The 26,110-nt window shown below is 72.5% G+C and carries 20 protein-coding genes; 16 read left to right on the plus strand and 4 right to left on the minus strand.

Translation table 11 applies throughout. From position 1 onward, the window contains the following. Positions 1–3 precede the first annotated feature (3 nt). The 4 genes from ACZ44S_RS34325 (at position 4) to sucD (ending at position 5,280) form a co-directional block, all read left to right on the plus strand. Complete coding sequence (locus ACZ44S_RS34325; RefSeq protein WP_466936396.1) at positions 4–1,167, plus strand: VWA domain-containing protein; 1,164 nt, start codon at positions 4–6, stop codon at positions 1,165–1,167. A gap of 154 nt (positions 1,168–1,321) precedes the next feature. Beyond that, positions 1,322–2,263, plus strand: a complete 942-nt coding sequence (locus ACZ44S_RS34330; RefSeq protein ID WP_466936398.1) for a hypothetical protein — start codon at positions 1,322–1,324, stop codon at positions 2,261–2,263. A 932-nt stretch (positions 2,264–3,195) separates the two neighbouring features. Further along, positions 3,196–4,374, plus strand: coding sequence for an ADP-forming succinate--CoA ligase subunit beta (gene sucC / locus ACZ44S_RS34335; protein ID WP_351997486.1), 1,179 nt, complete (start codon positions 3,196–3,198; stop codon positions 4,372–4,374). A 21-nt stretch (positions 4,375–4,395) separates the two neighbouring features. After that, a complete protein-coding gene (gene sucD, locus ACZ44S_RS34340) occupies positions 4,396–5,280 on the plus strand; it encodes a succinate--CoA ligase subunit alpha (RefSeq protein ID WP_466936401.1) in 885 nt (294 codons plus the stop codon). Positions 5,281–5,361: 81 nt separating this feature from the next. On the opposite strand, the gene ACZ44S_RS34345 is transcribed toward sucD, so the two are convergent. Then, positions 5,362–6,552: a helix-turn-helix domain-containing protein gene (locus ACZ44S_RS34345; protein ID WP_466936404.1), complete on the minus strand. Its 1,191-nt coding sequence runs from the start codon at positions 6,550–6,552 to the stop codon at positions 5,362–5,364. A gap of 96 nt (positions 6,553–6,648) precedes the next feature. Between ACZ44S_RS34345 and ACZ44S_RS34350 the strand changes: the two genes are divergently transcribed. After that, positions 6,649–8,415 carry a cell division protein PerM gene (locus ACZ44S_RS34350; protein WP_466936408.1) on the plus strand — a complete coding sequence of 589 codons (1,767 nt, stop codon included), beginning with the start codon at positions 6,649–6,651 and terminating at the stop codon, positions 8,413–8,415. A gap of 34 nt (positions 8,416–8,449) precedes the next feature. Here the strand turns inward: ACZ44S_RS34350 and ACZ44S_RS34355 are convergent, their stop codons facing one another. After that, on the minus strand, positions 8,450–9,238 hold the full coding sequence (locus ACZ44S_RS34355; RefSeq protein WP_466936411.1) for a hypothetical protein: 789 nt from the start codon (positions 9,236–9,238) through the stop codon (positions 8,450–8,452). Positions 9,239–9,621: 383 nt separating this feature from the next. Here ACZ44S_RS34355 and purN point away from each other — a divergent pair, with 383 nt between their 5' ends. Next, a complete protein-coding gene (purN, locus tag ACZ44S_RS34360; RefSeq protein ID WP_466936414.1) occupies positions 9,622–10,260 on the plus strand; it encodes a phosphoribosylglycinamide formyltransferase in 639 nt (212 codons plus the stop codon). Continuing rightward, complete coding sequence (gene purH / locus ACZ44S_RS34365; protein ID WP_466936417.1) at positions 10,257–11,819, plus strand: bifunctional phosphoribosylaminoimidazolecarboxamide formyltransferase/IMP cyclohydrolase; 1,563 nt, start codon at positions 10,257–10,259, stop codon at positions 11,817–11,819. Before purN ends, purH begins: the two co-directional genes overlap by 4 nt. Before the next feature lie 49 nt (positions 11,820–11,868). Here the strand turns inward: purH and ACZ44S_RS34370 are convergent, their stop codons facing one another. Next, positions 11,869–12,618, minus strand: coding sequence for an ALF repeat-containing protein (locus ACZ44S_RS34370; RefSeq protein ID WP_466936420.1), 750 nt, complete (start codon positions 12,616–12,618; stop codon positions 11,869–11,871). A gap of 334 nt (positions 12,619–12,952) precedes the next feature. Between ACZ44S_RS34370 and ACZ44S_RS34375 the strand changes: the two genes are divergently transcribed. Continuing rightward, entirely contained in the window at positions 12,953–13,981 is a 1,029-nt protein-coding gene (locus tag ACZ44S_RS34375; RefSeq protein ID WP_466936423.1) for a MarR family transcriptional regulator, read from the plus strand. A gap of 104 nt (positions 13,982–14,085) precedes the next feature. On the opposite strand, the gene ACZ44S_RS34380 is transcribed toward ACZ44S_RS34375, so the two are convergent. Continuing rightward, positions 14,086–14,676 carry a hypothetical protein gene (locus tag ACZ44S_RS34380; protein ID WP_190161193.1) on the minus strand — a complete coding sequence of 197 codons (591 nt, stop codon included), beginning with the start codon at positions 14,674–14,676 and terminating at the stop codon, positions 14,086–14,088. Between the two features lie 295 nt (positions 14,677–14,971). Between ACZ44S_RS34380 and ACZ44S_RS34385 the strand changes: the two genes are divergently transcribed. The 8 genes from ACZ44S_RS34385 to ACZ44S_RS34420 all read left to right on the plus strand — a co-directional run bounded on the left by ACZ44S_RS34385 (position 14,972) and on the right by ACZ44S_RS34420 (position 26,084). Further along, positions 14,972–15,826: a bifunctional methylenetetrahydrofolate dehydrogenase/methenyltetrahydrofolate cyclohydrolase gene (locus ACZ44S_RS34385; RefSeq protein WP_466936426.1), complete on the plus strand. Its 855-nt coding sequence runs from the start codon at positions 14,972–14,974 to the stop codon at positions 15,824–15,826. After that, positions 15,816–16,331, plus strand: coding sequence for a DUF3017 domain-containing protein (locus ACZ44S_RS34390; RefSeq protein WP_466936430.1), 516 nt, complete (start codon positions 15,816–15,818; stop codon positions 16,329–16,331). Before ACZ44S_RS34385 ends, ACZ44S_RS34390 begins: the two co-directional genes overlap by 11 nt. Before the next feature lie 546 nt (positions 16,332–16,877). Further along, entirely contained in the window at positions 16,878–18,032 is a 1,155-nt protein-coding gene (locus tag ACZ44S_RS34395; RefSeq protein ID WP_466936433.1) for a helix-turn-helix domain-containing protein, read from the plus strand. Between the two features lie 411 nt (positions 18,033–18,443). Then, a complete protein-coding gene (locus ACZ44S_RS34400; RefSeq protein WP_466936436.1) occupies positions 18,444–19,433 on the plus strand; it encodes a malate dehydrogenase in 990 nt (329 codons plus the stop codon). Between the two features lie 277 nt (positions 19,434–19,710). Beyond that, a complete protein-coding gene (locus ACZ44S_RS34405; protein ID WP_466936439.1) occupies positions 19,711–21,231 on the plus strand; it encodes an aldehyde dehydrogenase family protein in 1,521 nt (506 codons plus the stop codon). A 146-nt stretch (positions 21,232–21,377) separates the two neighbouring features. After that, the gene (locus tag ACZ44S_RS34410; protein ID WP_466936442.1) at positions 21,378–22,919 is read left to right on the plus strand and encodes a GMC family oxidoreductase; all 1,542 of its coding nucleotides are present in this window, start codon (positions 21,378–21,380) and stop codon (positions 22,917–22,919) included. Then, complete coding sequence (locus ACZ44S_RS34415; RefSeq protein WP_466936445.1) at positions 22,916–23,995, plus strand: quaternary amine ABC transporter ATP-binding protein; 1,080 nt, start codon at positions 22,916–22,918, stop codon at positions 23,993–23,995. The genes ACZ44S_RS34410 and ACZ44S_RS34415 overlap by 4 nt, the downstream gene beginning before the upstream one ends. Positions 23,996–24,065: 70 nt before the next feature. Beyond that, a complete protein-coding gene (locus ACZ44S_RS34420) occupies positions 24,066–26,084 on the plus strand; it encodes an ABC transporter permease (RefSeq protein WP_466936448.1) in 2,019 nt (672 codons plus the stop codon). The last annotated feature ends 26 nt before the right edge of the window (positions 26,085–26,110 follow it).

Raw genomic sequence — 26,110 nt, forward strand, 5'->3', positions numbered from 1 at the left:
CCCATGGGGGACGCGACGACCGACCCGGCGCAGGAGCGGCTGCGCAGATGGCGGCTCGTGCTCGGCGGCGACGCGGCCGACGGGACCGGCCGCACCCTGTCCGGGCGGGACGCCGCGATGGACGGTGCGCTCACCGCGCTCTACGGAAGGGGGGACACACCACAGGCGGGGCGGGACCGTTCGGCGGGGCTCGGGGCGTCGGCACCGTCGGTGGCCCGCTGGCTCGGGGACATCCGGACCTACTTCCCCTCGTCCGTCGTCCAGGTCATGCAGCGGGACGCCATCGACCGGCTCGGGCTCGCCACGCTGCTGCTCGAACCGGAGATGCTGGAGGCGGTCGAGGCCGACGTCCATCTCGTCGGCACCCTGCTGTCGCTCCACAAGGCCATGCCGGAAACCACGAAGGAGACGGCGCGGGCCGTCGTGCGCAAGGTCGTCGAGGACCTGGAGAAGCGGCTCGCCACCCGCACCCGGGCCACCCTCACCGGCGCCCTGGACCGCAGTGCCCGCGTCAGCAGGCCCCGCCACCACGACATCGACTGGAACCGCACGATCGCGGCCAACCTCAAGCACTACCTCCCCGAGCACCGGACGGTCGTGCCCGAGCGGCTCATCGGCTACGGGCACGCCTCGCGGTCGGTGAAGAAGGAAGTGGTCCTCTGCGTCGACCAGTCCGGGTCGATGGCGGCGTCCGTGGTGTACGCGTCGGTGTTCGGGGCGGTGCTCGCGTCGATGCGGTCGATCGACACCCGGCTCGTCGTGTTCGACACGACGGTCGTCGACCTCACCGACCGGCTCGACGACCCCGTCGACGTGCTCTTCGGCACCCGGCTCGGCGGCGGTACGGACATCAACCGGGCGCTCGCGTACTGCCAGTCGCTGATCACCCGCCCGGCGGAGACGGTGGTCGTGCTGATCAGCGACCTCTACGAAGGGGGGATACGCGACGAGATGTTCAAGCGGGTAGCGGCGATGAAGGCGTCGGGCGTCAGGTTCGTGACACTGCTCGCCCTGTCCGACGAGGGGGCGCCCGCCTACGACCGGGAGCATGCGGCGGCGCTCGCGGCGCTGGGCGCACCTGCGTTCGCCTGCACGCCCGATCTGTTCCCGGAGGTGATGGCGGCGGCGATCGAGAAGCGGCCGCTGCCGATACCGGACGCGGGATGACGAGGGCGGACTCGGGCCGGTAAGAGCGGACATGACTGCCCATCGGCAACGGAGGGCTTGCGCAACCGCGGGAGGCGCGTGCGAGGATCGGCGCTGTTCGATGTGGGCCGCTGCCACATCCTCACTCGCCCCGCCGTCCGGGAGGAATCCCGCCTTGACCTGGTCCCCCGCCGTGTCCGATGCCGCACTGCGCGCGATGCGCGTGGCGGCCGGACGGCGCACGGTCCAGTTGGCGCTGCTGGTGGGCGCGGTGTTCGTGCTCGGCGTGCTGTGCGGGGAGCGGGCGCAGGCGGCGGACGGTGCGCCGGTACGCGAGGAGTCCCCGGTCGCGGTGGCGGCCGACCTGCGGACTCCGCCCGATGCGAACGCCGCCCGGTCCCTCGTCGACGCCCTCACCGTGCCGCGCCCGGAGACCGCCGACCCGATCCGTCCGCTGACGGAGACGGTGGTCCGGTCCGTGGACGAGCGGGTCGTACGGCCGGCCGGGGAGCTGGTGGGCACGGTGACCGAACGGCTCGGCCAGGCACCGGGAGGGGTTCCCGCCCTGCCCGCCCTGCCCGGACCGGAACAGTCCGCGCCGCTGCCGGAGATCCCGGGGCTGCCCGGCGACCCCGCGCACACCCTTCCCGAGCCGACCGCGCCCGGCCCGCAGCAGCCGTCCGCCCCGCCGGCCGCGGCACCTGACGCGCCCGACGCGCCCGACGCGCCCGCTCCGGACGCCTCCGACACCCCCGACGCCCCGGACGGACCGGCCCGCACCGCGGCCCCCGCTCACCACGGCCCGGCGCTCACCGGCGCCGGCGCAACGGCGCACGCCGGCCACGGGGACCCGGGCGGCCACGGACGCGGCACCCCGGACCGTGACGGTGTGACGGCCGGAAAGGCGCTCGCCCCCCACGCCCCCGCCGACGGCGGTTCGGACGGAGCCGTGGGCAGCCGCTCGGCGGCGGACCACGGCACGCAGCGACACGGTGACGCGTGCTCCGTCCCCGCGTTCCACCGGCCCGCGCCCCGGCTCGTACCCGGCCCCGCCGAGCGCGCCGAGGCGACCGGGACGCAGGACCGGTGCCGGGACGTGCCGGTCTCACCCGCCTAGGGCGGCGCCGCGCTCGGAGCGGGCGCGGGCGCGCGAAGGCGTGAGCAGGTATGCCTCCCGCGGCAGGCCTCACGCCACGGCGGGCACGGCAGGCAGGGCGGGAAACCCGGCGTGAGCCGGCGCGCAAGCCGACGGGCCGATGTGCGCCGCCCGGCAGGAACCAGCCGGAATGCGCAGAAACCGCCGTGGACCACCCCCGCGCTCGAGCCCCGCACCCCACCCCACCTCCCACCCGCTACTGACTCGCGGGTAACAAAGGACTCCGTGGGGCATCAGGACCCGGACAGCCGAAAGCCGTCGGCTCGTCCGGACGCAACCTCGCGGAGGGGGGGGGGGGGGGGGGGGGGGGGGGGGGGGGGGGGGGGGGGGGAGGGGGAGGAGGGGGGGGGGGGGGGGGGGGGGGGGGGGGGGGGGGGGAAAACAAAAAAAAAAAAAAAACCCCCCCTGCTCTCTACGTCATCCTGCTACGAATCGAAAGCGAAACAGCAGCGGCGGAGGGGGAAGGGGGACGGGGGGGGAAAGGAAAAAGAAAACAAGAGAGATTCTGCATCGGCGACACACAACTGGGGGGGGGGGGGGGGGGGGGGGGGGGGGGGGGGGCCCCCCCCCCCCCCCGCAACCCCGGAAACAGGGCGTCCACCGCCCTTCCGGGTTGTTCGAAAGGGCCTCACCGGGTCAACCCCAGCCCGGTGAGGCCCCTCACCTCAGGCACGCCGTGCCAGAGAAGGCGGCATCATGTGACAGGTATCACCGCTCACGTGTGACCCGCGATTTAGAGAGGTCACCCAAGCGGCGATAACCTGCGAGACGGACATGCCGCGCGCTCGGACACCGTGTGCGCCTCCCTTGTGACACAGCGGACGTCACGTTGCCCTTCGCGGCACGCCCACGCATCCAACGAACCGCGAGATCACTGATAGGGACGGAAGCGCGTGGACCTGTTCGAGTACCAGGCGAGGGACCTCTTCGCCAAGCACGATGTACCGGTGCTGGCCGGTGAAGTCATCGACACGCCTGAGGCGGCCCGCGCAGCCACTGAGCGTCTCGGTGGCAAGTCCGTCGTCAAGGCCCAGGTGAAGGTCGGCGGCCGTGGCAAGGCGGGTGGCGTCAAGCTCGCCGCCACCCCCGACGAGGCGGTCGAGCACGCGACCAACATCCTCGGCATGGACATCAAGGGCCACACGGTCCACAAGGTGATGATCGCCGAGACCGCCCCGGAGATCGTCGAGGAGTACTACGTCTCCTTCCTCCTCGACCGTGCCAACCGCACCTTCCTCTCCATCGCCTCCGTCGAAGGCGGCATGGAGATCGAGGAGGTGGCGGCCACCCGTCCGGAGGCCGTCGCCAAGACGCCGATCGACGCCAACGAGGGGGTGACCCCCGCCAAGGCCCGCGAGATCGTCGAGGCCGCGAACTTCCCGGCCGAGGTCGCCGACAAGGTCGCCGACGTCCTGGTCACCCTGTGGAAGACCTTCGTCGCCGAGGACGCCCTCCTCGTCGAGGTCAACCCGCTGGCCAAGGTCGCCTCCGGTGACGTCATCGCCCTGGACGGCAAGGTCTCCCTGGACGAGAACGCCGAGTTCCGTCAGCCGGAGCACGAGGCCCTTCAGGACAAGGCCTCGGCCAACCCGCTCGAGGCGGCCGCCAAGGAGAAGAACCTCAACTACGTCAAGCTCGACGGCGAGGTCGGCATCATCGGCAACGGCGCGGGTCTCGTCATGAGCACCCTGGACGTCGTCGCCTACGCCGGTGAGGCCCACGGCGGCGTCAAGCCCGCCAACTTCCTCGACATCGGCGGCGGCGCCTCCGCCGCCGTCATGGCGAACGGCCTGGAGATCATCCTCGGCGACCCGGACGTCAAGTCCGTCTTCGTCAACGTCTTCGGCGGCATCACCGCCTGCGACGAGGTCGCCAACGGCATCGTGCAGGCGCTGCAGCTGCTGAAGGACAGGGGCGAGGAAGTCACCAAGCCCCTCGTCGTCCGTCTCGACGGCAACAACGCCGAGCTGGGTCGCAAGATCCTCTCCGACGCCAACCACCCGCTGGTGCAGCGCGTGGACACCATGGACGGCGCGGCCGACAAGGCCGCCGAGCTCGCGGCTGCGAAGTAAGGAAGAGGGACTCAGACAGCCATGGCTATCTTCCTCAACAAGGACTCCAAGGTCATCGTCCAGGGCATGACCGGTGCCACGGGCATGAAGCACACCAAGCTCATGCTGGCCGACGGCACGAACATCGTCGGCGGCGTGAACCCGCGCAAGGCCGGCACCTCCGTCGACATCGACGGCAACGAGATCCCGGTCTTCGGCACCGTCGCCGAGGCGATGGAGAAGACGGGCGCCAACGTGTCCGTCCTCTTCGTGCCGCCGGCCTTCGCCAAGGCCGCCGTCGTCGAGGCCATCGACGCCGAGATCCCGCTCGCGGTCGTCATCACCGAGGGCATCGCGGTGCACGACTCCGCCGCGTTCTACGCGTACGCCGTGGAGAAGGGCAACAAGACCCGGATCATCGGCCCGAACTGCCCGGGTCTGATCAGCCCCGGTCAGTCGAACGCCGGCATCATCCCGGGCGACATCACCAAGCCGGGCCGCATCGGCCTGGTCTCGAAGTCCGGCACGCTCACGTACCAGATGATGTACGAGCTGCGTGACATCGGCTTCTCCTCCGCCGTCGGCATCGGTGGCGACCCGGTCATCGGCACCACGCACATCGACGCGCTCGCCGCGTTCGAGGCCGACCCCGACACCGACCTGATCGTGATGATCGGTGAGATCGGCGGCGACGCCGAGGAGCGGGCCGCGGCGTTCATCAAGGAGAACGTGAAGAAGCCGGTCGTCGGCTACGTCGCGGGCTTCACCGCGCCCGAGGGCAAGACCATGGGTCACGCCGGCGCCATCGTCTCCGGTTCCTCCGGCACGGCCGCCGCGAAGAAGGAGGCCCTCGAGGCCGCCGGCGTCAAGGTCGGCAAGACCCCGACCGAGACGGCGAAGCTGGCGCGCGCGATCCTCGCCGGCTGAGCCGGTTCACTCGCGCAGAGCACGGCACGGCCGGGCCCGTTCCCCGCAGGGGGGACGGGCCCGCCGTCGTCGGGGCGGGGGTCATCGCGCCTGCGGCATCAGCCGTTCCGGTCCTCCCGGCAGCTCCTCCCGCAGCTTGGCGCGCAGCTCCCGCTCCTCCTCCGACAGGGGGCCGGGCGCCACCCGCGGCGGCACGCCCTGGACCGTCTCGCCCGGTGGCACCGGCGGCTCGTACCGGGTGGGGGACGTGTGCAGGGTGAGAGCCGTGGTGCCGATCAGCGTGACGGTGAAGGCGATGGCCACCCGGGTCCAGAAGCGTGCCCGGCGCTCGCTGCCGCCCCGCACCGCGGGTGGCTCGGCCGCCCGCAGCCGTCCGGTGGACGCGAGCTCGGCCAGCCGCCGGTGCAGTTCCCGCGGGTCCGACAGCTCCGGCAGCCGGGCGGCGACGGTCTCCCGCGCGTGCATCAGCCGACCGGCCGCCGCCCGGGTGGTGGCCTCCGTCTCCGCCGCCGTCTCCGGCAGGCCCAGGCCGACCCCGTCGTACAGCACAAGCGTGCGGCGGTACGGCGGCGGAAGGCGCAGCAGGGCGTCGAGGAGCGTGCGGTCGTCCTCGTCGGGGGGCGGCGGTTCGGGCTCCCGGTGGCGGCGGCGGAACCGGTGCCACGGGGACAGCGCCCACTCGTGGGCCGCGGCGCGCACCCAGCCGGCCGGGTCCGGGTCGCGGGCCACCTCGGGCCAGCGGTCCCAGGCCAGCTGGAAGGCGCGCTCCACGGACTCGCGGGCGAGGCCGCGGCGGCCACTGAGCAGATACGTCTGCCGGACGAGCGCGGGAGCGCAGAAGGAGTACAGGGCGTCGAAGGCCTGAGCGGGCGTCAGCCCGGCACCGTCGTCCCGCGGTGCCGAAGCCGGCGGGGGTGCCGGCGCGAACCCGGAGGGATCCGGCGTGACCGCCGTGCGGCCGCCCGGCTGGTCCGGACACACCGTCACCACTGCTGGCGCCTCCTGTTGCTGACGACTCGGTACGGACATCCCGGCCCCGGCGTCGGGGGACGCCTCCGCCGCCTCCGCCGCCTCGGCCAGACCGGCCAGCAGCTTCGCGTAGGTCTCCCGGTTCCGGCCGCGCGGTGTGCTGCGGCCGGCCTCCCACGAACGCACCGTGTCGGGCCGTACACCGACCCGCTCGGCGAGCTGAGTACGCGTCAGCGCGTGTGCCTCGCGCAGTCGTCGGCGTTCCTTGGGAGGGGGGAGCGGGGTGGCGGGGCTCCGTGTCACTGGACGCCCCTCCGTACGGAAAAGTACATAAACGTATATTGAGCGACACAGCCGGGCTTCGCCCGTTACACCGGGAAAGCGCGTGTCGTTGGGAGCATGGCGGGCGTGACCCAGCTGACTGCTCGCCGTGCGACGCCGGCCGCCCTGCTCACCCGGATGCGTGACCGCTCGCCGGGGCTGGCCTCCGGCCTTCTCGGCGGCGCCCTCGCGGCCGGGCTCGGACTCGCGGCGTTCACGGTGCTCGTGATGCTGCTGTGGATCAGCTCGCCCTACCCCGACAGCGGACCCGGCGGCGCCCTGCACATCGCGGCGTCCCTGTGGCTGCTGGCGCACGGCGCCGAACTGATCCGCACCGAGACCCTCGCGGGTGTCCCCGCCCCCATGGGCCTCGCCCCGCTGCTGCTGCTCGCGCTGCCGGTGTGGCTGCTGCACCGCGCCGCACGGGACGCCGCGGACGGCGACGCGGGCGACGAGGCCCCGCTGGTCCCCGGCCGTACGGCACTGGCGGGCGTCGTCGTCGGCTACCTCGCCGTCGCCGCGCCCACCGCGCTCTACGCCGCCGGCGGCGGCGGGCTGCGACCCGCGTGGGCGGGGACGGGCGTGTGCGTGCCCCTGGTCGCCGTGCTGGCGGCGGGAAGCGGGGTGTGGTCGGCGTACGGCCGTCCCAGCGGGCCCCTGGAGCGGGTGCTGGGCCGGGTGCTGCCCAGACGCGTACGCCACCTGGTCCTGGGGCCGGACGGCCGCCCCGGTGTCGCCGCGCGCGCGGCGGCGGCCGGGACGACGGTGCTGGTCGGCGGCGGGGCGTTGCTTCTCGCGGTGTCCCTGGGGTGGCACGGAGGGGAGACCCGCGAGGCGTTCCTGCGGCTGACCGAGGGCTGGTCGGGATGGCTGGCCGTGCTGCTGCTCTGCGTCACTCTGGCGCCCAACGCCGCCGTGTGGGCGGCCGCCTATGCCCTCGGCCCCGGTTTCCTCCTCGGCAGCGGCACCCCGGTGACCCCGCTCGCCTCCGCGCCGGCCCCGCTGCTGCCGCCGTTCCCGCTGCTCGCGGCGGTGCCGGACGCCGGGACGGGCACGCCGGTGAACTGGGCGGCCGGGGCGGTGCCGATGGTGGCCGGGGTGGTGGCCGGGTGGTTCGTGGGGCGGGGCGCGACGATCAGCGGACGGGGGCCGGCCCCCGTCTGGACCCGCGGCCGGACCGCGGGCGCGGCGGTACTCGCCGCGGCGCTGTGCGCGGCCCTGCTGTCGGTGCTCGCCTCGCTCGCGGGCGGCCCGCTGGGGGTCGCGGCGCTGTCCCGGTTCGGCCCGGTGTGGTGGCAGGTGGGGGGCGCGACACTGGTGTGGCTCGCACCGGTGGCGGCCGCGACGTCGCTGGCGGTACGGGCCTGGCGGGCACGCCCGCTCACCGGGGCCCCGGCGGGGCGCATCCCGGGGCCCGGCAGCCCCGGACGGCTGCCCCGGCGGCGCCAGGGTCCCGCGGACGGCCGCCGGTTCGGCTCCCTGCGTTCCTTCCGCTTCGGCACGGAAGGTGTGGAAGGAGCGGAAGGTGTGGAAGGCACGGAGAGCACGGACGGCAAGAAGGCCGCCACGGCCGCACGGGCCACGCGACGGCACCCGGCGCCCGCCATCCCGGACGACGACCCGGACGAGCCGTACCTGCTCCCCGACCACGACGTCCCGGACATCGGCACGCACACCTCGCCCCGCGACGGCCGGCGCCCGGGCGGGGGTCCGGAAGCGTGGCACGGGGGCGGTCCGGTTCCGCCGGTGTCCCCCGGGTCACCGGAGGCCGACGGGCCGTACCCGCCCCCGGATCGTGACGGCCCGGACGGGACCCGCGGAGGCGCTTCGGCCGGTGATCAGTGAAGCGGTGTGTGCGGTCGGGTCCCGGGCCCGGGTGTCACTCGCCCTCGCCGAGCAGGCCGCGGAGTTCCTCCGGCAGGAGGTCGCTGCAGCCCTGGCGCGCCTCCTGGGTGAGGGCGTCGTTGGTACAGGTGTAGTAGTCGCTGTACACCAGCTGGGCGGCGAAGGACGCGGCGACCAGCGCGAGCGCCAGCGATGCCGTGACCAGACCGCTCACCGCGGCCGTGGTCTGCGGGCGGCCCTTCTGCTCGGGCGCCGGCGCGTCCGGGTCCTGTCCGCGGGGCTTGGCGCGCAGGGCGCTGATGGCCCAGTACATGGCCAGGGCACCCAGCAGCAACACGACGTACGGCCAGCTGAAGAGGGCGAAGAAGAAAGCCCACATGCCGGACAGCAGGGCGTACCGCGCCCTGCGCTGGGCCGGGTCCGTGGGGTCCCAGCGGGGTCCCGGGCTCTGGGGCCCGCCGCCCTGTCCCTCGGGGCCGCGCGGGCGCTCGCCGAAGCCGCCGGGGGAGCGGCCGGGCTGGCGGTCGCTCCAGTTGCGGCCCCAGGGGGAGCGGCCGCCGCCCTCCCCGCCCGAGGGGTGCCTCGGCTGCCAGGGCCGGTCGGGAGTCCCCTCCGGCGGCGGCGCGAACGGGTTGTCGTCCTGGGTGCCCTGCGTACCCTCGGAGTCCTGGGAGCCACGGCGCCGGTCGTCGCCGCTGCCCTGGCCCTGGGGGGCGTCGGGCGGGGAGGAGGGGCGCTCCCGCAGCAGCACGGCGCCACGCTCCCCTCCCTGGGCCGACTGCTGGGGGAACGTGAGGAGTCGCAGGCTGCGGTACGGCGTCAAGTGAGCGTCTTCCCCTTAATGAAGCACGGCGTGGTCCGGCGGCAGCCGCCTCGCACGACGTATCGACTACGACTGAGCTGTGAGCCGGTGCGTTCCCTTCGGCTCTCCGCGGCCCGGGTCCGTCATCCTGTGAACGCTCGGTGCGCGGTTCGCGTTCCCCGCGCCCGAGGCGTCCCGGTCCCGCTTTCCCGGACCGGCTCTTCCCAGACGCTACCTTCCGGCCACGCCCCCGTCCCGCGGGGGCCGCCCGGTGTGCCGGTATCGTTGCTGACGGTCGGCCGCTTCGTAGGCTTCCCCGTATACGGGACCCCGAAGCATTCGTATGAATGTACAAAGCGCTGTGCCGCCGACCGTGCAGACGCTCCCCGAGAAAGGGCCCCACCGTGGCCGCCAAGCCCGTCGGCCAGCGCGCCAGGCGTCTCGTCGTGCTGGTTTCCGGATCCGGCACCAATCTGCAGGCGCTTCTCGACGAGATCGCCGCCACCGGCGCCGAGGCGTACGGGGCCGAGGTCGTGGCCGTCGGCGCCGACCGTGAGGGCATCGAGGGGCTGGCCCGCGCCGAGCGCGCCGGGCTGCCGACCTTCGTCCGCAGGGTCAGGGACTACCCGACCCGCGAGGAGTGGGACGCGGCGCTGGCCGAGGCCGTCGCCGCCCACGAGCCCGACCTCGTGGTGTCCGCCGGGTTCATGAAGATCGTGGGCAAGGAGTTCCTCGCGCGCTTCGGCGGGCGGTTCGTCAACACCCACCCCGCCCTGCTGCCGAGTTTCCCCGGCGCCCACGGCGTACGGGACGCGCTGGCGTACGGCGCCAGGGTCACCGGCTGCACCGTCCACTTCGTCGACGACGGCGTCGACACCGGGCCGATCATCGCGCAGGGCGTGGTGGAGATCCGGGACGAGGACGACGAGAGCGCTCTGCACGAGCGCATCAAGGAAGTCGAGCGAAGGCTGCTCGTCGAGGTCGTGGGGCGGCTCGCCCGCAACGGCTATCGCATTGAGGGACGAAAGGTAGTTATCCAGTGACCGCCGAGAGCAACAAGCGGGCCATCCGACGGGCGCTCGTCAGCGTCTACGACAAGACCGGCCTCGAGGACCTCGCGCGCGGCCTGCACGAGGCCGGCGTGGAGCTCGTCTCCACCGGATCCACCGCCGCGAAGATCGCCGCCGCGGGCGTCCCCGTCACCAAGGTGGAGGAGCTCACCGGCTTCCCCGAGTGCCTGGACGGCCGCGTCAAGACGCTGCACCCGAAGGTCCACGCCGGCATCCTCGCCGACCTGCGCCTGGACGACCACCGCCGGCAGCTGACCGAGCTGGGCGTGGAGCCGTTCGACCTCGTGGTCGTCAACCTCTACCCGTTCCGCGAGACCGTCGCCTCCGGCGCCACGCCCGACGAGTGCGTGGAGCAGATCGACATCGGCGGCCCGTCGATGGTGCGCGCCGCCGCCAAGAACCACCCCTCGGTCGCGGTCGTCACCAGCCCCGCCCGTTACGCCGACGTCCTCGCGGCCGTCCGCGACGGCGGCTTCGACCTCACCACCCGCAAGCGTCTGGCCGCCGAGGCCTTCCAGCACACGGCCGCGTACGACGTGGCGGTGGCCTCCTGGTTCGCCTCCGAGTACGCCCCGGTCGACGACTCGCGGTTCCCCGACTTCCTCGGCGCCACCTGGGAGCGCAAGAACACCCTCCGCTACGGCGAGAACCCGCACCAGCCCGCCGCGCTCTACGTGTCGGGGACGGGCGGTCTCGCCGAGGCCGAGCAGTTGCACGGCAAGGAGATGTCGTACAACAACTACACGGACACCGACGCCGCGCTGCGTGCCGCGTACGACCACGACGCCCCGGCCGTCGCGATCATCAAGCACGCCAACCCGTGCGGCATCGCGGTCGGTGCGGACGTCGCCGAGGCGCACCGCAAGGCGCACGCCTGCGACCCGCTGTCGGCGTTCGGCGGGGTGATCGCGGTCAACCGCCCGGTGTCCAAGGAGATGGCCGAGCAGGTCGCGGAGATCTTCACCGAGGTCATCGTCGCGCCGGACTACGAGGAGGGCGCCCTCGACGCCCTCACCAAGAAGAAGAACATCCGCGTCCTGCGCGCCCCCGAGGCCCCGAGCGCTCCGGTCGAGGTGAAGCCGATCGACGGCGGCGCCCTCCTCCAGGTCACCGACCGTCTCCAGGCCGAGGGCGACGACCCGGCCACCTGGACGCTGGCCACCGGCGAGGCCCTGTCCGAGGCCGAACTGGCCGACCTGGCCTTCGCCTGGAAGGCGTGCCGCGCGGTGAAGTCCAACGCGATCCTGCTCGCCAAGGACGGCGCCTCCGTCGGCGTGGGCATGGGCCAGGTCAACCGCGTCGACTCCGCGAAGCTGGCGGTGGAGCGGGCGGGCGCCGAGCGCGCGGCCGGTTCCTACGCCGCCTCGGACGCGTTCTTCCCGTTCCCGGACGGCCTGGAGATCCTCACCGAAGCCGGAGTGAAGGCCGTGGTCCAGCCCGGCGGCTCGGTCCGTGACGAACTGGTCGTCGAGGCCGCCGAGAAGGCCGGCGTGACCATGTACTTCACCGGCACGCGGCACTTCTTCCACTGACGGCTGTCGTCCGCCCGGCCGCTCATACCGGCGGCCGGGCGGAGGTGCCCTACTTGTCCACCTCGTACTGGCCGGTCTCCAGGAAGTGCCGCAGTTCCTCCGGCGTACCGTCGATGACCTCTTCCGCGGCCGCGCGCAGCGCGTCGCTGATGTCCGGATCGGCCAGCATCCGCGCGACGGCGACGCGGTCGTCCTCGGCCTGCGCGAGCCGGTAGCCGGTCTCCAGCCAGGTGCGGAGCTTTTCGGGGGTGGGCGCGTCGAGGAGTGCGTAGATCTCCTGCTTGACGCGCTTTCCGGCGTAGGGCTTGCCCAGGATCGTGAAGAGGGTGACCCGGTCGTCCTCGTACTGGGCGAGCCGGTAGCCGGTTTCGAGGAAGGCGCGGGCGGCTTCCGGAGTGCCTGCTTCGAGGGCTTCGGTGGCTTCGCGTATGACGCCCTTGCCGGAGTCGGGTTTGCCGAGGATGGTGAAGATGGCGACCCGGTCGTCCTCGAACTGCGCGAGCCGGTAACCGGTCTTGAGGAACTCGCGCATGTCCTCCACGGTGCCGTCGAGGGCCTCGTTCGCCTCCCGCTCGACGCCCCTGCCGGAGTCCGGGTCGGCCAGGATGCGGGCGATGGCGGCGCGCAGCTCCTCCTCCGACATCTCGTCCACCGGTGTACCGGGGTCGTCCGTGGCGGCCGGCGCCGTGACGGCGACGGGAGCCGGCGCCGAGTCCGCGGCAAACGCCGGACCGGTGAGGAGGAGGGCCGGCGTGAGCGCAGTGGCGGCCACCGCCAGAACACCGCGGGTCAGTCTCATGCGTGAACCTACCTGTGGGGTGTGGGCTTTCACGGAAGACGGCGACTGCCGTCGTCCGACATCCTTGCACCGCCCCGGGCCGGAGATCACTGCCGGATACAGGCAGTCCTGACGCCCCGTCATTGCCGGAACTGCCCGCCGCGTGTCGGTCACCGGCCGGCGGTCCTGCGCGAAGGATGTGTCCCGGCAATGCGGGTGAGAGCAACGCGCCCACATCCCGGCCGCATGCCCGTTGAACCCCTGTTTATCGCATCTTGATCCCGGCTTCCTACGATCGTCCGGCCGACCGCTGGTGCGCTGTAGAGCACGATCCGAACTCACCTGGGGGAACGACATGCTCCGCATTCACTTCACCGATGTGGATCTGGCCAGGACCCGGCTCGCCCCCGCCCCGGACCCGCTCTTCGAGGTCACCGCGAGTCTGCACCGGTTCCAGTCCCGGCGGGGGCGGTGGGCCTACGCCGGGTGGTACCGCGCGGCACGGCAGCGGATACGGGAGAAGGAACTGGAGCGTGCCGTGCGGAGTGTGCTGCTGCCCCTGTACCCGAGAGCCGCCTACTTCCCGGACTTCCTCACCCCGGTCGACGCCGTGAACGGTCTGGAGGCGGGCGTGGAGGCGATCCTGGCCACGCCGGCGGCCCGGGTCAGGGAGGAGATCGGCATCCTCGACCGGACCGTCGGAGCACCCGCCTGGAGCCGGCAACTGGGCGAGTACACGGTGCGCAAGGAGCTGGCGGGGGTGCTGCGCGCGTACCACGAGACCGTCGTCCTCCCCCACCGGGAGCAGGTCCAGGCGCGCATCGAGGCCGAGCGGGCGGCACGGTGCCGCGGGCTGCTCGACGGCGGGGTGGAGGGCATGCTCGCCGGACTCGGCCCCATGCTGCGCTGGCGCCCGCCCGTCCTGGAGGTCGCCTACCCCCGGCAGGCGGAGGACCGGGACCTCCATCTGAACGGCCGCGGGCTCACGCTGGTCCCGTCGTACTTCAACTGGGGCGAGCCGGTCGCCTACGCCGACCCCGGGCTGCCTCCCGTGCTCTGGTACTCGTTGCTGCACGAGCCCGAGGCCCGCAGACCGGTTGCCGACGACCCCGGGCGGTCCCTGACGAATCTGCTCGGGCGTGCCCGCGCGGTCGCCCTGCACGCGGCGTCCGGCGGCGCCACGACCGGTGAGATCGCCCGCGCCGCCGGCGTCTCCGCCTCGGCCGCGAGCAGACACGCCACCGCGCTGCGCGACGCGGGCCTCGTCACCACGGTCCGCAACGGCCCGACCGTGCTGCACACCCTCACCCCCGCGGGCGCCTCCGTGCTGCGCGCGGCCCTGCGGACGGCGGCGGACCGGGGCACCACGGGAACTCCCGCGTGAGCCGACGCGCGCGCCGGCCGCGACCACGCGCAAGGGCCGTGTCCCCCGGGTACGGGTGGGACACGGCCCTTGCGGCGGTGAACGGCGGGTATCCGCTCAGGGGTTCAGTACCTCGGTCGCCTGAACCATTCCGCGCTGGTCCGCTTGGCCGCGAAGACGATCACCAGGATCGAGACGATCATGATGACCAGGCCGAGGCCGTACAGGGCGAGCGAGAAGATGCCGCTGACGATCGCGAACGAGGCGTACACGATCGAGCAGACCCGGACACCGTTGCCGCCCTTGGCGTACTGCAGCAGCAGCACCAGGCCGAGGATCGCGAAGACGGCGGCCAGGCCGAGGAAGAAGACGACGACGCCCTTGCCCAGGTCGGCGTAGCGCTCGGCCTCGGCGTCACCGGTGATGCCGGCCTCGAGCATCGTCTCGTCCCACTCGCCCAGCGCCTTGCCGTAGGCGGCCGCGATCAGGACGTGGGCCACGGCGATGACGGCCAGCAGGATCTGCGCGGCGCGCGTGATGCCGGGCATCTGGGTGGGGACGTAACCGCCGCCGTACGGCTGGGACACCGGCGGGGCGGAGGGGTAGCCGTAGCCCTGCTGCGGGGCGCCGGGCTGCTGGGGGTAGCCGTAGCCGGGGCCCGCCGGGGGCTGCTGGGGCGGCTGCCCGTAAGGGTTGTTCGGGTCGCCGAAACTCATGGCGGTTCTTCCTCCGTTTGCGCTCCAGGTGCGGGGACGACGCGAGGGCCGGCGCGGAGGAAGTTCTACAGGTGCGGTCCGTCCCCCCGGTTCTGCCCGCGGCACCGTGCCACTCATCGTTCTTGACCGTTCCTTTCCTTGTCCAGCCGTACGCCGTATGTGTTGTGCAAGTGCAACATCACTGATCTTGGGCGGATTCGGACGGAAGGGCCCGGAGAGAGGGCCGCGTGCGCGGCCGTGGCCCGGAATGCGGGCTGATTGGAACCCGGGCCCGGTCATCCGCGAGGATGGGGCCATGACCGCCCAGATTCTCGATGGCAAGGCCACCGCAGCCGAGATCAAGTCCGATCTGACCGCCCGTGTGGCGGCGCTGAAGGAGAAGGGCGTCACGCCCGGCCTCGGCACGATCCTCGTGGGGGACGACCCCGGCAGCCAGAAGTACGTCGCAGGCAAGCACCGTGACTGTGCCCAGGTGGGCATCGCCTCCATCCAGCGCGAACTGCCGGGAACGGCCACGCAGGAGGAGATCGAGGCGGTCGTCAAGGAACTGAACGAGGACCCCGCCTGCACCGGCTACATCGTCCAGCTGCCGCTTCCCAAGGGCATCGACGAGAACCGCATCCTCGAACTGATGGACCCGGAGAAGGACGCCGACGGCCTCCACCCGATGAACCTCGGCCGTCTCGTCCTCAACGAGCCGGCCCCCCTGCCCTGCACCCCCAACGGCATCATCACCCTGCTCCGCCGCCACGGCGTGGAGATCAAGGGCGCCGAGGTCGTGGTCGTCGGACGCGGGGTGACCATCGGCCGTCCGATGCCGCTGCTGCTCACCCGGCGCAGCGAGAACGCCACCGTGACCCAGTGCCACACCGGCACCCGTGACCTCGCGGCTCATCTCCGGCGGGCGGACATCATCGTGGCCGCGGCCGGCAGCGCCCATCTGATCCGTCCCGAGGACGTCAAGCCGGGCGCCGCCGTCCTCGACGTCGGTGTCTCCCGCAGCGCCGAGGGCAAGATCGTGGGCGACGTCCACCCGGGCGTCGCCGAGGTGGCCGGCTGGGTCGCTCCGAACCCCGGCGGTGTGGGTCCCATGACCCGGGCCCAGCTGCTGGTCAACGTGGTCGAGGCGGCGGAGCGCAGTGTCGGCTGAGCAGAACGCCTCCGACGCCCCGGACGTCACCGACGCCACCGGGGCGCCGGAGCGGCCCGAGGACGTCACGGTCCGCGATCCCGTCAGCGCGCCCGACGCGGAGGGCCGGCCGCGCCGCACCACCCGCCGGTTCCCGCTGTTCACCCGGGACACCGCGCGCCCCGAGGGCGGCGGCAGGGCGGCGCCGGGCGACGCCCCCGCGCCCGCCCGTCAGTGGCCGATCCTGGCCGTGCTGCTCACGGTCGGACTGGGGCTGCTGGTGACCGCGGTGGACCAGTTCCGGCTCGGCACCCTGCTGGTGGGCGTGGCCCTGGTGGCCGGGGCCCTGCTGCGCTGGCTGGTGCCGGACGTGGGCATGCTGGCCGTGCGCTCCCGCTTCACGGACATCGTCACGTACGGCGGGCTGGGTCTGGGCATCGTGCTGCTGGCGCTGATGGTCCAGCCGGAGCCGAAGGTGAGGATTCCGTTCCTGGCGGACCTGCTGCACTTCACGATCAGCGGTTGAGCCGGCGGACCGACGCGGAATCGCCGCGAACGGCGGCCCGTCCACACCCCCGTGAGAGGACGGGCCGCCGCCGTGCACCACACTCCTGCACGGCGAAGTGCCTGTTCAACGGCTGTCCGGCCGCTGTGGCACGGAAGTGACCGTTCCGCTACGTCCCCCGGAATCCTCGTACAGGCCTGCGATGCCGTCACGACGTGTCCGCGACAGATGGGTGTCGGTCTGTGTCGATGTATTGACAAGTTCGGGGATGTACGACGAAGTAGGGGGACGGTGGGGTCAGCATGAACAATGGGGACAGTCCCGGACATCCCGCTCACCAGTTCCGGGTTCTGTTCGGTCGAGGGGGCGACCGATGGGACACTGGAGCGCAAGCAGGCAGGCGTGCGACGTTGCACGCCTGCGGCCCTGATGCTCCCGTGCGCCCCCACCCCGGGAACTGAGACCCTTCCCTGTGGCATCCCTGTGGGTAGCAGGACGGGGACTCGGCAGAGGGCACCATGCGCGAGGGAAGAACCAGCACGAACCGGGGGGAAGAGGGGGGAAGCAATGCCTCGTTGGAAGGCCTTGCCGGATGAGCTCGATCCGCAGATCAGGGAGTTCACGAGCCAGCTCAGGCGGGTTGTGGACCGCAGTGGGCTGAGCGTCGCGTCGGTCTCCGACCGCACGGGCTACAGCAAGACGTCCTGGGAGCGATATCTGAACGGCCGGCTGCTCGCGCCCAAGGGGGCGATCGTGGCCCTGGCCGAGGTCACCGGGACCAACCCGATGCACCTCACGACCATGTGGGAGCTCGCCGAGCGCGCCTGGAGCCGCTCGGAGATGCGGCACGACATGACCATGGAGGCGATCCGGATCTCGCAGGCGCGTGCCGCGCTGAGCGAGCTGTCCGGGCCGTCGGGCGGCAGGTCCCGCAAGGGCGGGGCCGCGGTCCGTCCGGGTGTCGCGGGACCGGCCGGTGTCGCGCCGAGCGTGCCGCCGCAGCCGACGGCCTCGGACGTACGCGACGCCGTCGGCGGTGCCCGGGAGGACGGCGCGTCCGGCAACTCCTGGGGCGTCTCCGGGCCCGCCGGGTCGCAGCCGGGCCGTCGCGGCCCCGGTGCCGCGACCGCACCGCCCGCCGGTGGCGGCCGTACGCCGGGAGCGCACGGCGCGCCGCCCCGGGGCACGTCCGGTCACGGCCGCTCGGGAGGCTCCGGCCGCTCCGGCGGCAAGAAGCGGACGTCGACGTTCATCGCCGGTGCGGTGGGGGCGCTGGTCCTGGTCGCCGCGGCGTTCTACGTCGTCGGGACCGAGGGCGACAAGAAGAAGGACGAGTCGCAGAAGTCCCCGTCGCCCACCGTGACCACCGACGCGAACCTGCCCCCGGGTGTGGAGTGCAGCGGCGCGAGCTGCGACGGCAAGGACGCGGAGGTCATGGGGTGCAGCGGTGACCTCGTCACCACGTCGCAGACCGGGACCGTCGGCACCACCACGGTGGAGGTCCGCTACAGCAAGACGTGCGGCGCGGCCTGGGGACGCATCACCCAGGCCACGCAGGGCGACACCGTCGAGATCACCGCGGGCACGTCGAAGCAGAGCGACACCATCTCCGCGGCCGGTGACACGGTCACGTACACGATGATGGTGCCGGTCAAGAGCGCGACCGAGGCGAAGGCCTGCGTGACCCTGGCCGCGTCCGGCGAGAAGGGCTGCGCCGAGTAGGACGCGCCGCGTGTGGGCCGTACGGGCCCATATGTGTGGGGGATTCGTGGGGACGTGAATGGGGGCGCGAAAGGCGGGCACGCGGAGAATACCCCCACGGGAGTCCGGCACGGTCGGTCCCCGACGGCGGCCGCCCCGCCCCCACCTCTCCCGGACGGAGCGGCCGCCCCTTTTGCGCCCTCCCGGATACCCGAGTACGCGTACGGTCACTCTGTGGGGCGGGCCACAGGGAGCCCGGCCGTCTGCGGTCACGGATGCGCGATAGCCTGACCGCTGGATCTCTCTTGACGCCAAGAGATCGATCATCCGAACCGATGATCGATCATCGTGGACGCCGGTCACGAGCCGGAGCGGGATCCCGCACCCCGGGGCAGGGACCGCCCCACCGCCAGCTGTCATACGGAGAACGCCATGACCCGCACTCCCGTGAACGTCACCGTCACCGGCGCGGCCGGCCAGATCGGTTACGCCCTGCTCTTCCGCATCGCCTCCGGCCAGCTGCTCGGCGCGGACGTGCCGGTCAAGCTGCGCCTGCTGGAGATCACCCCGGCGCTCAAGGCCGCCGAGGGCACCGCCATGGAGCTGGACGACTGCGCGTTCCCGCTCCTGCAGGGCATCGACATCACGGACGACCCGAACGTGGCCTTCGACGGCGCCAACGTCGGCCTCCTCGTGGGCGCCCGTCCGCGCACCAAGGGCATGGAGCGCGGTGACCTCCTGGAGGCCAACGGCGGCATCTTCAAGCCGCAGGGTCAGGCCATCAACGCCCACGCCGCGGACGACATCAAGGTCCTGGTCGTCGGCAACCCGGCCAACACCAACGCCCTGATCGCCCAGGCCGCCGCCCCGGACGTGCCCGCCGAGCGGTTCACCGCCATGACCCGCCTGGACCACAACCGCGCGCTGACCCAGCTCTCGAAGAAGACCGGCGTCCCGGTCTCCGAGATCAAGAAGCTGACGATCTGGGGCAACCACTCCGCCACCCAGTACCCGGACATCTTCCACGCCACCGTCGCCGGCAAGAACGCCGCCGAGGTCGTGAACGACGAGAAGTGGCTGGCCGAGGACTTCATCCCGACCGTCGCCAAGCGCGGCGCCGCGATCATCGAGGCCCGAGGCGCCTCGTCGGCCGCCTCCGCCGCCAACGCCGCCATCGACCACGTGTACAGCTGGGTCAACGGCACCGACGAGGGCGACTGGGTCTCCATGGGCATCCCGTCCGACGGCTCCTACGGCGTGCCGGAGGGTCTCATCTCCTCCTTCCCGGTCACCGTCAAGGACGGCACGTACGAGATCGTCCAGGGCCTGGAGATCAACGACTTCTCCCGCGCCCGCATCGACGCCTCCGTCAAGGAGCTCGAGGAGGAGCGCGAGGCGGTCCGCGGCCTCGGGCTCATCTGATCCGACCCGCCCAGGGTTTCGGGCCCCGTACCGGTTCCGCCGGTGCGGGGCCCGCGGCGTTCAGCGGGACACCCGTCGTTCTCGAACCAGTGCGCCTTCTTGAACCAGTGCGCTCTGGGGGATCTGTGGCGGTTTCTCCTTCGATTCAGTGACTCGGCGCACTTCAGGCCATGAATTCGGCATGCATTCAGGGCCCCCGGGCAGGAGCACCCGGTCCCGTGGATGACACCTGTGTGATGCACGGACGCTGAACAGGAACGGAAGGCAGTCACCGATCATGGCGGACAGTACAGAACTTCGGGTGCGCGGCACCATCCACGCGGGGGGCGAGTGGCGGGCCGCCGTCTCCGGGGCCACCCGCGAGATCCTCGACCCCGCGGACGCCCTGCCGTTCGCCGTGGTCGCCGAGGGCGACGAGAAGGACACCGACCTCGCGGTGGCCGCCGCGCGACGCGCCTTCGACGAGGGGCCGTGGCCGCACACACCCGTCGCCGAACGGGCCGCACTGCTGCGCCGCGTGGCCGAACTGCTGGTGCGCGACCGCGAGGAACTCGGTCTGCTGGAGAGCCGGGACGCCGGCAAGACCGTCGAGGAAGGCCGCGTCGACATCGACTGCGTCGCCGACGCCTTCCGCTACTTCGCCGACCTCGTCGCCGGGGAGGCCCCCGGACGGGTCGTCGACGCGGGCTCGCCCGACATCCACAGCGTCGTCGTGCACGAGCCGGTCGGCGTCTGCGCGCTGATCACGCCCTGGAACTACCCGCTGCTGCAAGCCAGTTGGAAGATCGCACCGGCACTCGCGGCCGGCAACACCTTCGTGGTCAAGCCCAGCGAGATCACCCCGCTCACCACCGTCGCCCTCATCGACCTGCTGATCGAGGCCGGGCTGCCCGCCGGCGTCGCCAACATCGTCACCGGTCCCGGCCACACCGTCGGTGCCCGGATGGCCGAGCACCCCGACGTCGACCTCGTCTCCTTCACCGGTGGTCTGGTCAGCGGCACGAAGGTCGCCCAGGCCGCCGCCCCGAGCGTGAAGAAGGTCGCCCTCGAACTGGGCGGCAAGAACCCCAACGTCGTCTTCGCCGACGCCTGCGCCACCGAGGAGGGCTTCGACACCGCCGTCGACCAGGCCCTCAACGCGGCCTTCATCCACAGCGGCCAGGTCTGCTCCGCGGGTGCGCGGCTCATCGTCGAGGAGTCGGTCCGCGACCGCTTCGTCGCCGAACTCGCCCGCCGTGCCGGACGGATCAGGCTCGGCCGCGGCACCGAGGACGGCGTCGAGTGCGGGCCGCTGGTCTCCGCACAGCAGCGCGCGAAGGTCGAGGCGTACGTCGAGTCCGCGCTCCAGGAGGGCGCGGAGCTGCGCTGCGGCGGCAAGCGGCCCGAGCCGTCCGCCGAACGCCCCGAGGCCGGCTACTTCTACGAGCCGACCGTCCTCGACCGCTGCCACCGCGAGATGCGCGTCGTGCGCGAGGAGGTCTTCGGGCCGGTCCTCACCGTCGAGACCTTCCGCACCGAGGACGAGGCCGTCGCCCTCGCCAACGACACCGAGTACGGACTCGCCGGCGCCGTATGGACCGCCGACGCGGGCCGTGCCCGGCGCGTGGCCGGACGGCTGCGCCACGGCACCGTATGGATCAACGACTTCCACCCCTACCTCCCCCAGGCGGAGTGGGGCGGCTTCGGCAGGAGCGGAGTCGGCCGCGAACTCGGCCCGGCCGGACTCGCCGAGTACCGCGAGACCAAGCACGTCTACCAGAACCTGGCACCCAAGCCGGTGCGCTGGTTCACGGGCTGAGCCCGCGGACCGCCGGGCGGTGTCCCCGCACCGCCCCGCTCCCAGCGGCACCGCCGCCCTCCGGCGGTACCGCTGCCTCCACGAGTACCGCTCGTCGCGCCGCGCACGACACATCTGTCCCGAGTCCCCGGAGGAGTACCACCCAGATGACCGCTCACACCCCAGAACGCGCACATGAGTACGACTACGTCGTCATAGGCGGCGGCACCGCCGGATCCGTCATCGCCTCCCGGCTGACGGAGAACCCGGACGTGACCGTCGCCGTCATCGAGGGCGGCCCCAGCGACGTCGGCCGGGACGACGTGCTGACCCTGCGCCGCTGGATGGGCCTGCTCGGCGGCGAACTGGACTACGACTACCCCACCACCGAGCAGCCGCGGGGCAACTCGCACATCCGGCACAGCCGCGCCCGCGTCCTCGGCGGCTGCTCCTCGCACAACACGCTCATCGCCTTCAAGCCGCTGCCGTCCGACTGGGACGAGTGGGAGGCGGCCGGCGCCGAGGGCTGGGGCGCGGTGCCGATGGAGGCGTACTACGCCCGCCTCAAGAACAACATCGTGCCGGTCGACGAGAAGGACCGGAACGCCATCGCCCGCGACTTCGTCGACGCCGCGCAGACGGCCCTCGAGGTCCCCAGGATCGAGGGCTTCAACAAGAAGCCGTTCTCCGAGGGCGTCGGCTTCTTCGACCTGGCCTACCACCCGGAGAACAACAAGCGCTCGTCGGCGTCGGTGGCCTACCTCCACCCGGTGATGGACGAGCGCCCCAACCTCACGATCCTGCTGGAGACCTGGGCGTACCGGCTGGAGCTGAACGGCACGCGCGCCGAAGGCGTCCACGTGCGCACCAAGGACGGCGAGGAGATCCTGGTCAGGGCGCGCAACGAGGTCGTGCTGTGCGCCGGTGCCGTCGACTCGCCCCGGCTGCTGCTGCACTCCGGCATCGGCCCCAGGGCCGACCTCGAGGCACTCGGCATACCCGTGGCGCTCGACCTGCCCGGCGTCGGCGAGAACCTGCTCGACCACCCCGAGTCGGTGATCGTCTGGGAGACGAACGGACCCCTCCCGGAGAACTCCGCGATGGACTCCGACGCCGGACTGTTCGTGCGCCGCGACCCGGAACACGCGGGCCCCGACCTGATGTTCCACTTCTACCAGATCCCGTTCACGGACAACCCGGAGCGACTGGGCTACCGGCGGCCGGAGTTCGGCGTCTCCATGACCCCGAACATCCCCAAGCCGAAGAGCCGTGGCCGGCTCTACCTCACCAGCGCCGACCCGGACGTCAAACCCGCCCTCGACTTCCGCTACTTCACCGACGAGGACGACTACGACGGCCGCACCCTCGTCGACGGCATCCGCATCGCCCGCGAGATCGCGAAGACCGAACCGCTCGCACACTGGCTCAAGCGCGAGGTGGCCCCCGGACCGGACATCACCGGCGACGAGGAACTCGGCGAGTACGCCCGCAAGGCCGCCCACACCGTCTACCACCCGGCGGGCACCTGCAGGATGGGCGCGGCCGACGACGAACAGGCCGTCGTCGACCCCGAACTGCGGATCCGCGGCCTGGAGGGCATCCGCATCGCGGACGCCTCCGTCTTCCCGACCATGACCGCAGTCAACCCGATGATCGGCGTCCTCATGGTCGGCGAGCGCGCCGCCGACCTGATCGGTGGTGCCGCGTGACCACCACCGACACCACGACCGGCACCACCACCACCCCCGTCTTCTCCGTCGACGGACTCTGGAAGGTCTTCGGCCCCAAGGCCGACCGCGTCCCCGGCGACCCGGACCTCGCCGCCCTCGACCCGGCCGAACTGCGCGCCCGCACCGGCTGCACGGCCGCGGTGCGCGACGTGAGCTTCGACGTCCGCAAGGGCGAGGTCTTCGTCGTCATGGGTCTGTCCGGATCCGGCAAGTCCACGCTGGTGCGCTGTCTGACCCGGCTGATCGAACCGACCGCGGGCACCATCGCCATCGACGGCGAGGACGTCCGCGCCATGGACAAGGCCCGGCTGCGCGAACTGCGCCGGCACCGCGCCGCCATGGTCTTCCAGCACTTCGGTCTGCTGCCGCACCGCACCGTCCTCGACAACGTCGCGTACGGCCTGGAGATCCAGGGCGTGGGCAAGGCGGAACGCCGTGAGAAGGCCGCCCAGGTCGTCGCCAAGGTCGGTCTGGAGGGCATGGAACAGCGCAGGCCCGCCCAGCTCTCCGGCGGCCAGCAGCAGCGTGTGGGGCTCGCCCGCGCCCTCGCCGTCGACCCCGAGGTCCTCCTCTTCGACGAGCCGTTCAGCGCGCTCGACCCGCTGATCCGGCGCGACATGCAGGAGGAGGTGATCCGGCTGCACCGCGAGGAGGGCCGCACGATGGTCTTCATCACCCACGACCTCCAGGAGGCCCTCAAACTCGGCGACCGGATCGCCCTGATGCGCGACGGCCGCGTGGTCCAGCTGGGCACGCCCGAGGAGATCGTCGGCTCACCCGCCGACGACTACGTCCGCGAGTTCGTCCGCGACGTCCCGCGCGAACAGGTCATGACCGTCCGTACCGCCATGCGGCCCGGGGACTGCGGCGGCCCCGAGCACCCGGGCTCCCTCGCGCCCGACACCGTGGTCTCCGCCGCCATCGAGACGGTCGCCCGCACCGGCCGCCCTGTCTGCGTCGTCGAGGACGGCCGCTGCCTGGGCCAGGTCGGCGACACCGACCTCCTGCGGGTCGTCGCCGGCATCGGCGGCAGCCCGGCGAAGGAGGCCGCCTGATGAGCACCGGCGTCAGAACCATCGCCCGGCCCTCCGTCACGGCCTCCGGGACCGCACGGGGGTGGCGCATATGAGTGCCGTCACCACCCCCGCCCCGCCCTCCCCGTCCATGGAACCGGCCGAGGAAGAGACCTCGGGAGCGTCCCGCGCCCGGCCGGCCCACCCGCTGCTGCGCCTCCTGCTCCCGCTGGCCGTCGCCGCGGTCGTGCTCGTGCCGGTCGCCGCGGCCCTCTGGGGCAGCGGAGCCTGGCCGTCCGACCTGACCGTCGACGTCAAGACACCGCTGGACGACGCCTACGCCTGGGTCGTGCGCAACCGGGAGACCAACCCGGTCTTCCTCTACTTCCTGCTCCACCTGAGCAACTGGGCCGACGACTCCGTCAGCTGGATGACGGACCTGCTGCTGACCGTCGGCTGGTTCCCCGTGACGGTGGCGGCGGTCCTGTTCTCCTGGCGCGTCGGCGGGCTGCAGAGCCGGCGCGGAACCAAGCTCGCCGCCGTCACGCTGGGCTCCTTCGCGCTGTGCGGCGTGCTCGGCATGTGGGAAGCCACCATGGAGACCCTCGCCCTCATGGCGGTCGCGGTCACCGTGTCCGCGGTCATCGGCGGCCTGCTCGGCCTGGGCGGCGGACTGTCGGACCGCTTCCAGAAGATCCTGCGCCCGGCACTGGACACCATGCAGATCATGCCGGCGTTCGCCTACCTGCTGCCGCTGGTGCTGCTGTTCGGCATCGGTGTGCCCTCCGCGCTGATCGCCACGATCATCTACGCCGCCCCGCCCATGGCCCGGCTCACCGCGCTCGGCCTGCGCGGCGCCGACGCGGGTGTGATGGAGGCCGCCAAGTCCCTGGGCGCGAGTCCGTGGCAGCGGCTGGCGACCGCACGGCTGCCGCTGGCCCGCAGGGAGATCCTGCTCGGCCTCAACCAGACGATCATGATGGCCCTGTCCATGGTCACCATCGCCTCCGTGGTCGGCGCCGGCGGCCTCGGCGAGGAGGTCTTCCAGGCCCTGTCCACGGTCGACGTCGGCGAGGCACTCGCCGCGGGCATCCCGATCGTCCTGCTGGCCGTCTGGCTGGACCGTGTCACCGCCGCCGCGGGCGACCGGCTCGGCGAGGGATCCGGCCCGTCCCCGCTCCGGCTGCTGCACGGATGGCGCGGCTGGAGCCTGACGGCCGGTGTGGGCGCCGTGGTCGCGACCACGGGCGCCCTGCTGCTCATCGAGGAGTGGCCCGAGTTGTGGGTCGTGGACATCTCCGAGCCGGTCAACCGGGCCATGGGCTGGTTCACCAGCCATCTCGCCGAGGGCGTGCCCGTCCTGGGCGGCACCCGCACCTGGGCCGACGGCTTCACCACCTGGGTGCTCGACCCGCTCCGCGACGGCCTGACCGCCACCCCGTGGTGGCTCCTGGTGCTGCTCGCCGCGGCGCTGGGCCTCCTGGCGGGCGGCTGGGGCGCCATGGCCACGGCCGGCTTCTCCATGGCCGGTCTGGGCGTCATCGGCGTGTGGGACAACTCCCTCGACACCCTGTCGCAGGCCATCGCGGGTGTCGTCGTCACCCTCGTCCTCGGCTTCGTCATCGGCGTGGCCGCCGCCCGGGTCCCGGTGGTGGAGCGGCTGCTGCGGCCGGTGCTCGACACCATGCAGACCCTGCCGCAGTTCATCTACCTGATCCCGGTGGTGGCCCTGTTCAACGTGGGCCGCTCCGCCGCCGTCGCGGCGGCGGTGCTCTACGCGCTGCCCGCCGTCGTCCGGATCACCGCGCAGGGCCTGCGCCAGGTCGACCCCGCGGCGCTGGAGGCCTCCCGCTCCCTGGGTGCCGGCACCTTCCAGCAGATCCGTCAGGTGCAGGTGCCGCTGGCCCGGCCGGCGCTCATGCTCGCCCTCAACCAGGGCGTCGTCCTCGTCCTCGCCATGGTCATCGTCGGCGGCTTCGTCGGCTCCGGCGCCCTCGGCTACGACGTCGTCTACGGCCTGCAGAAGAGCGCTCTGGGCACCGGTCTGACCGCCGGCGTCGCGATCGTGCTCCTCGGTCTCGTCCTGGACCGCACGACCCAGCGCACCCGCGAGACGACCGGCTCGCCCTGACCCTCACCCCGGCGCCCCGCGGGGCC

It is taken from the genome of Streptomyces malachitofuscus, from assembly GCF_055571035.1.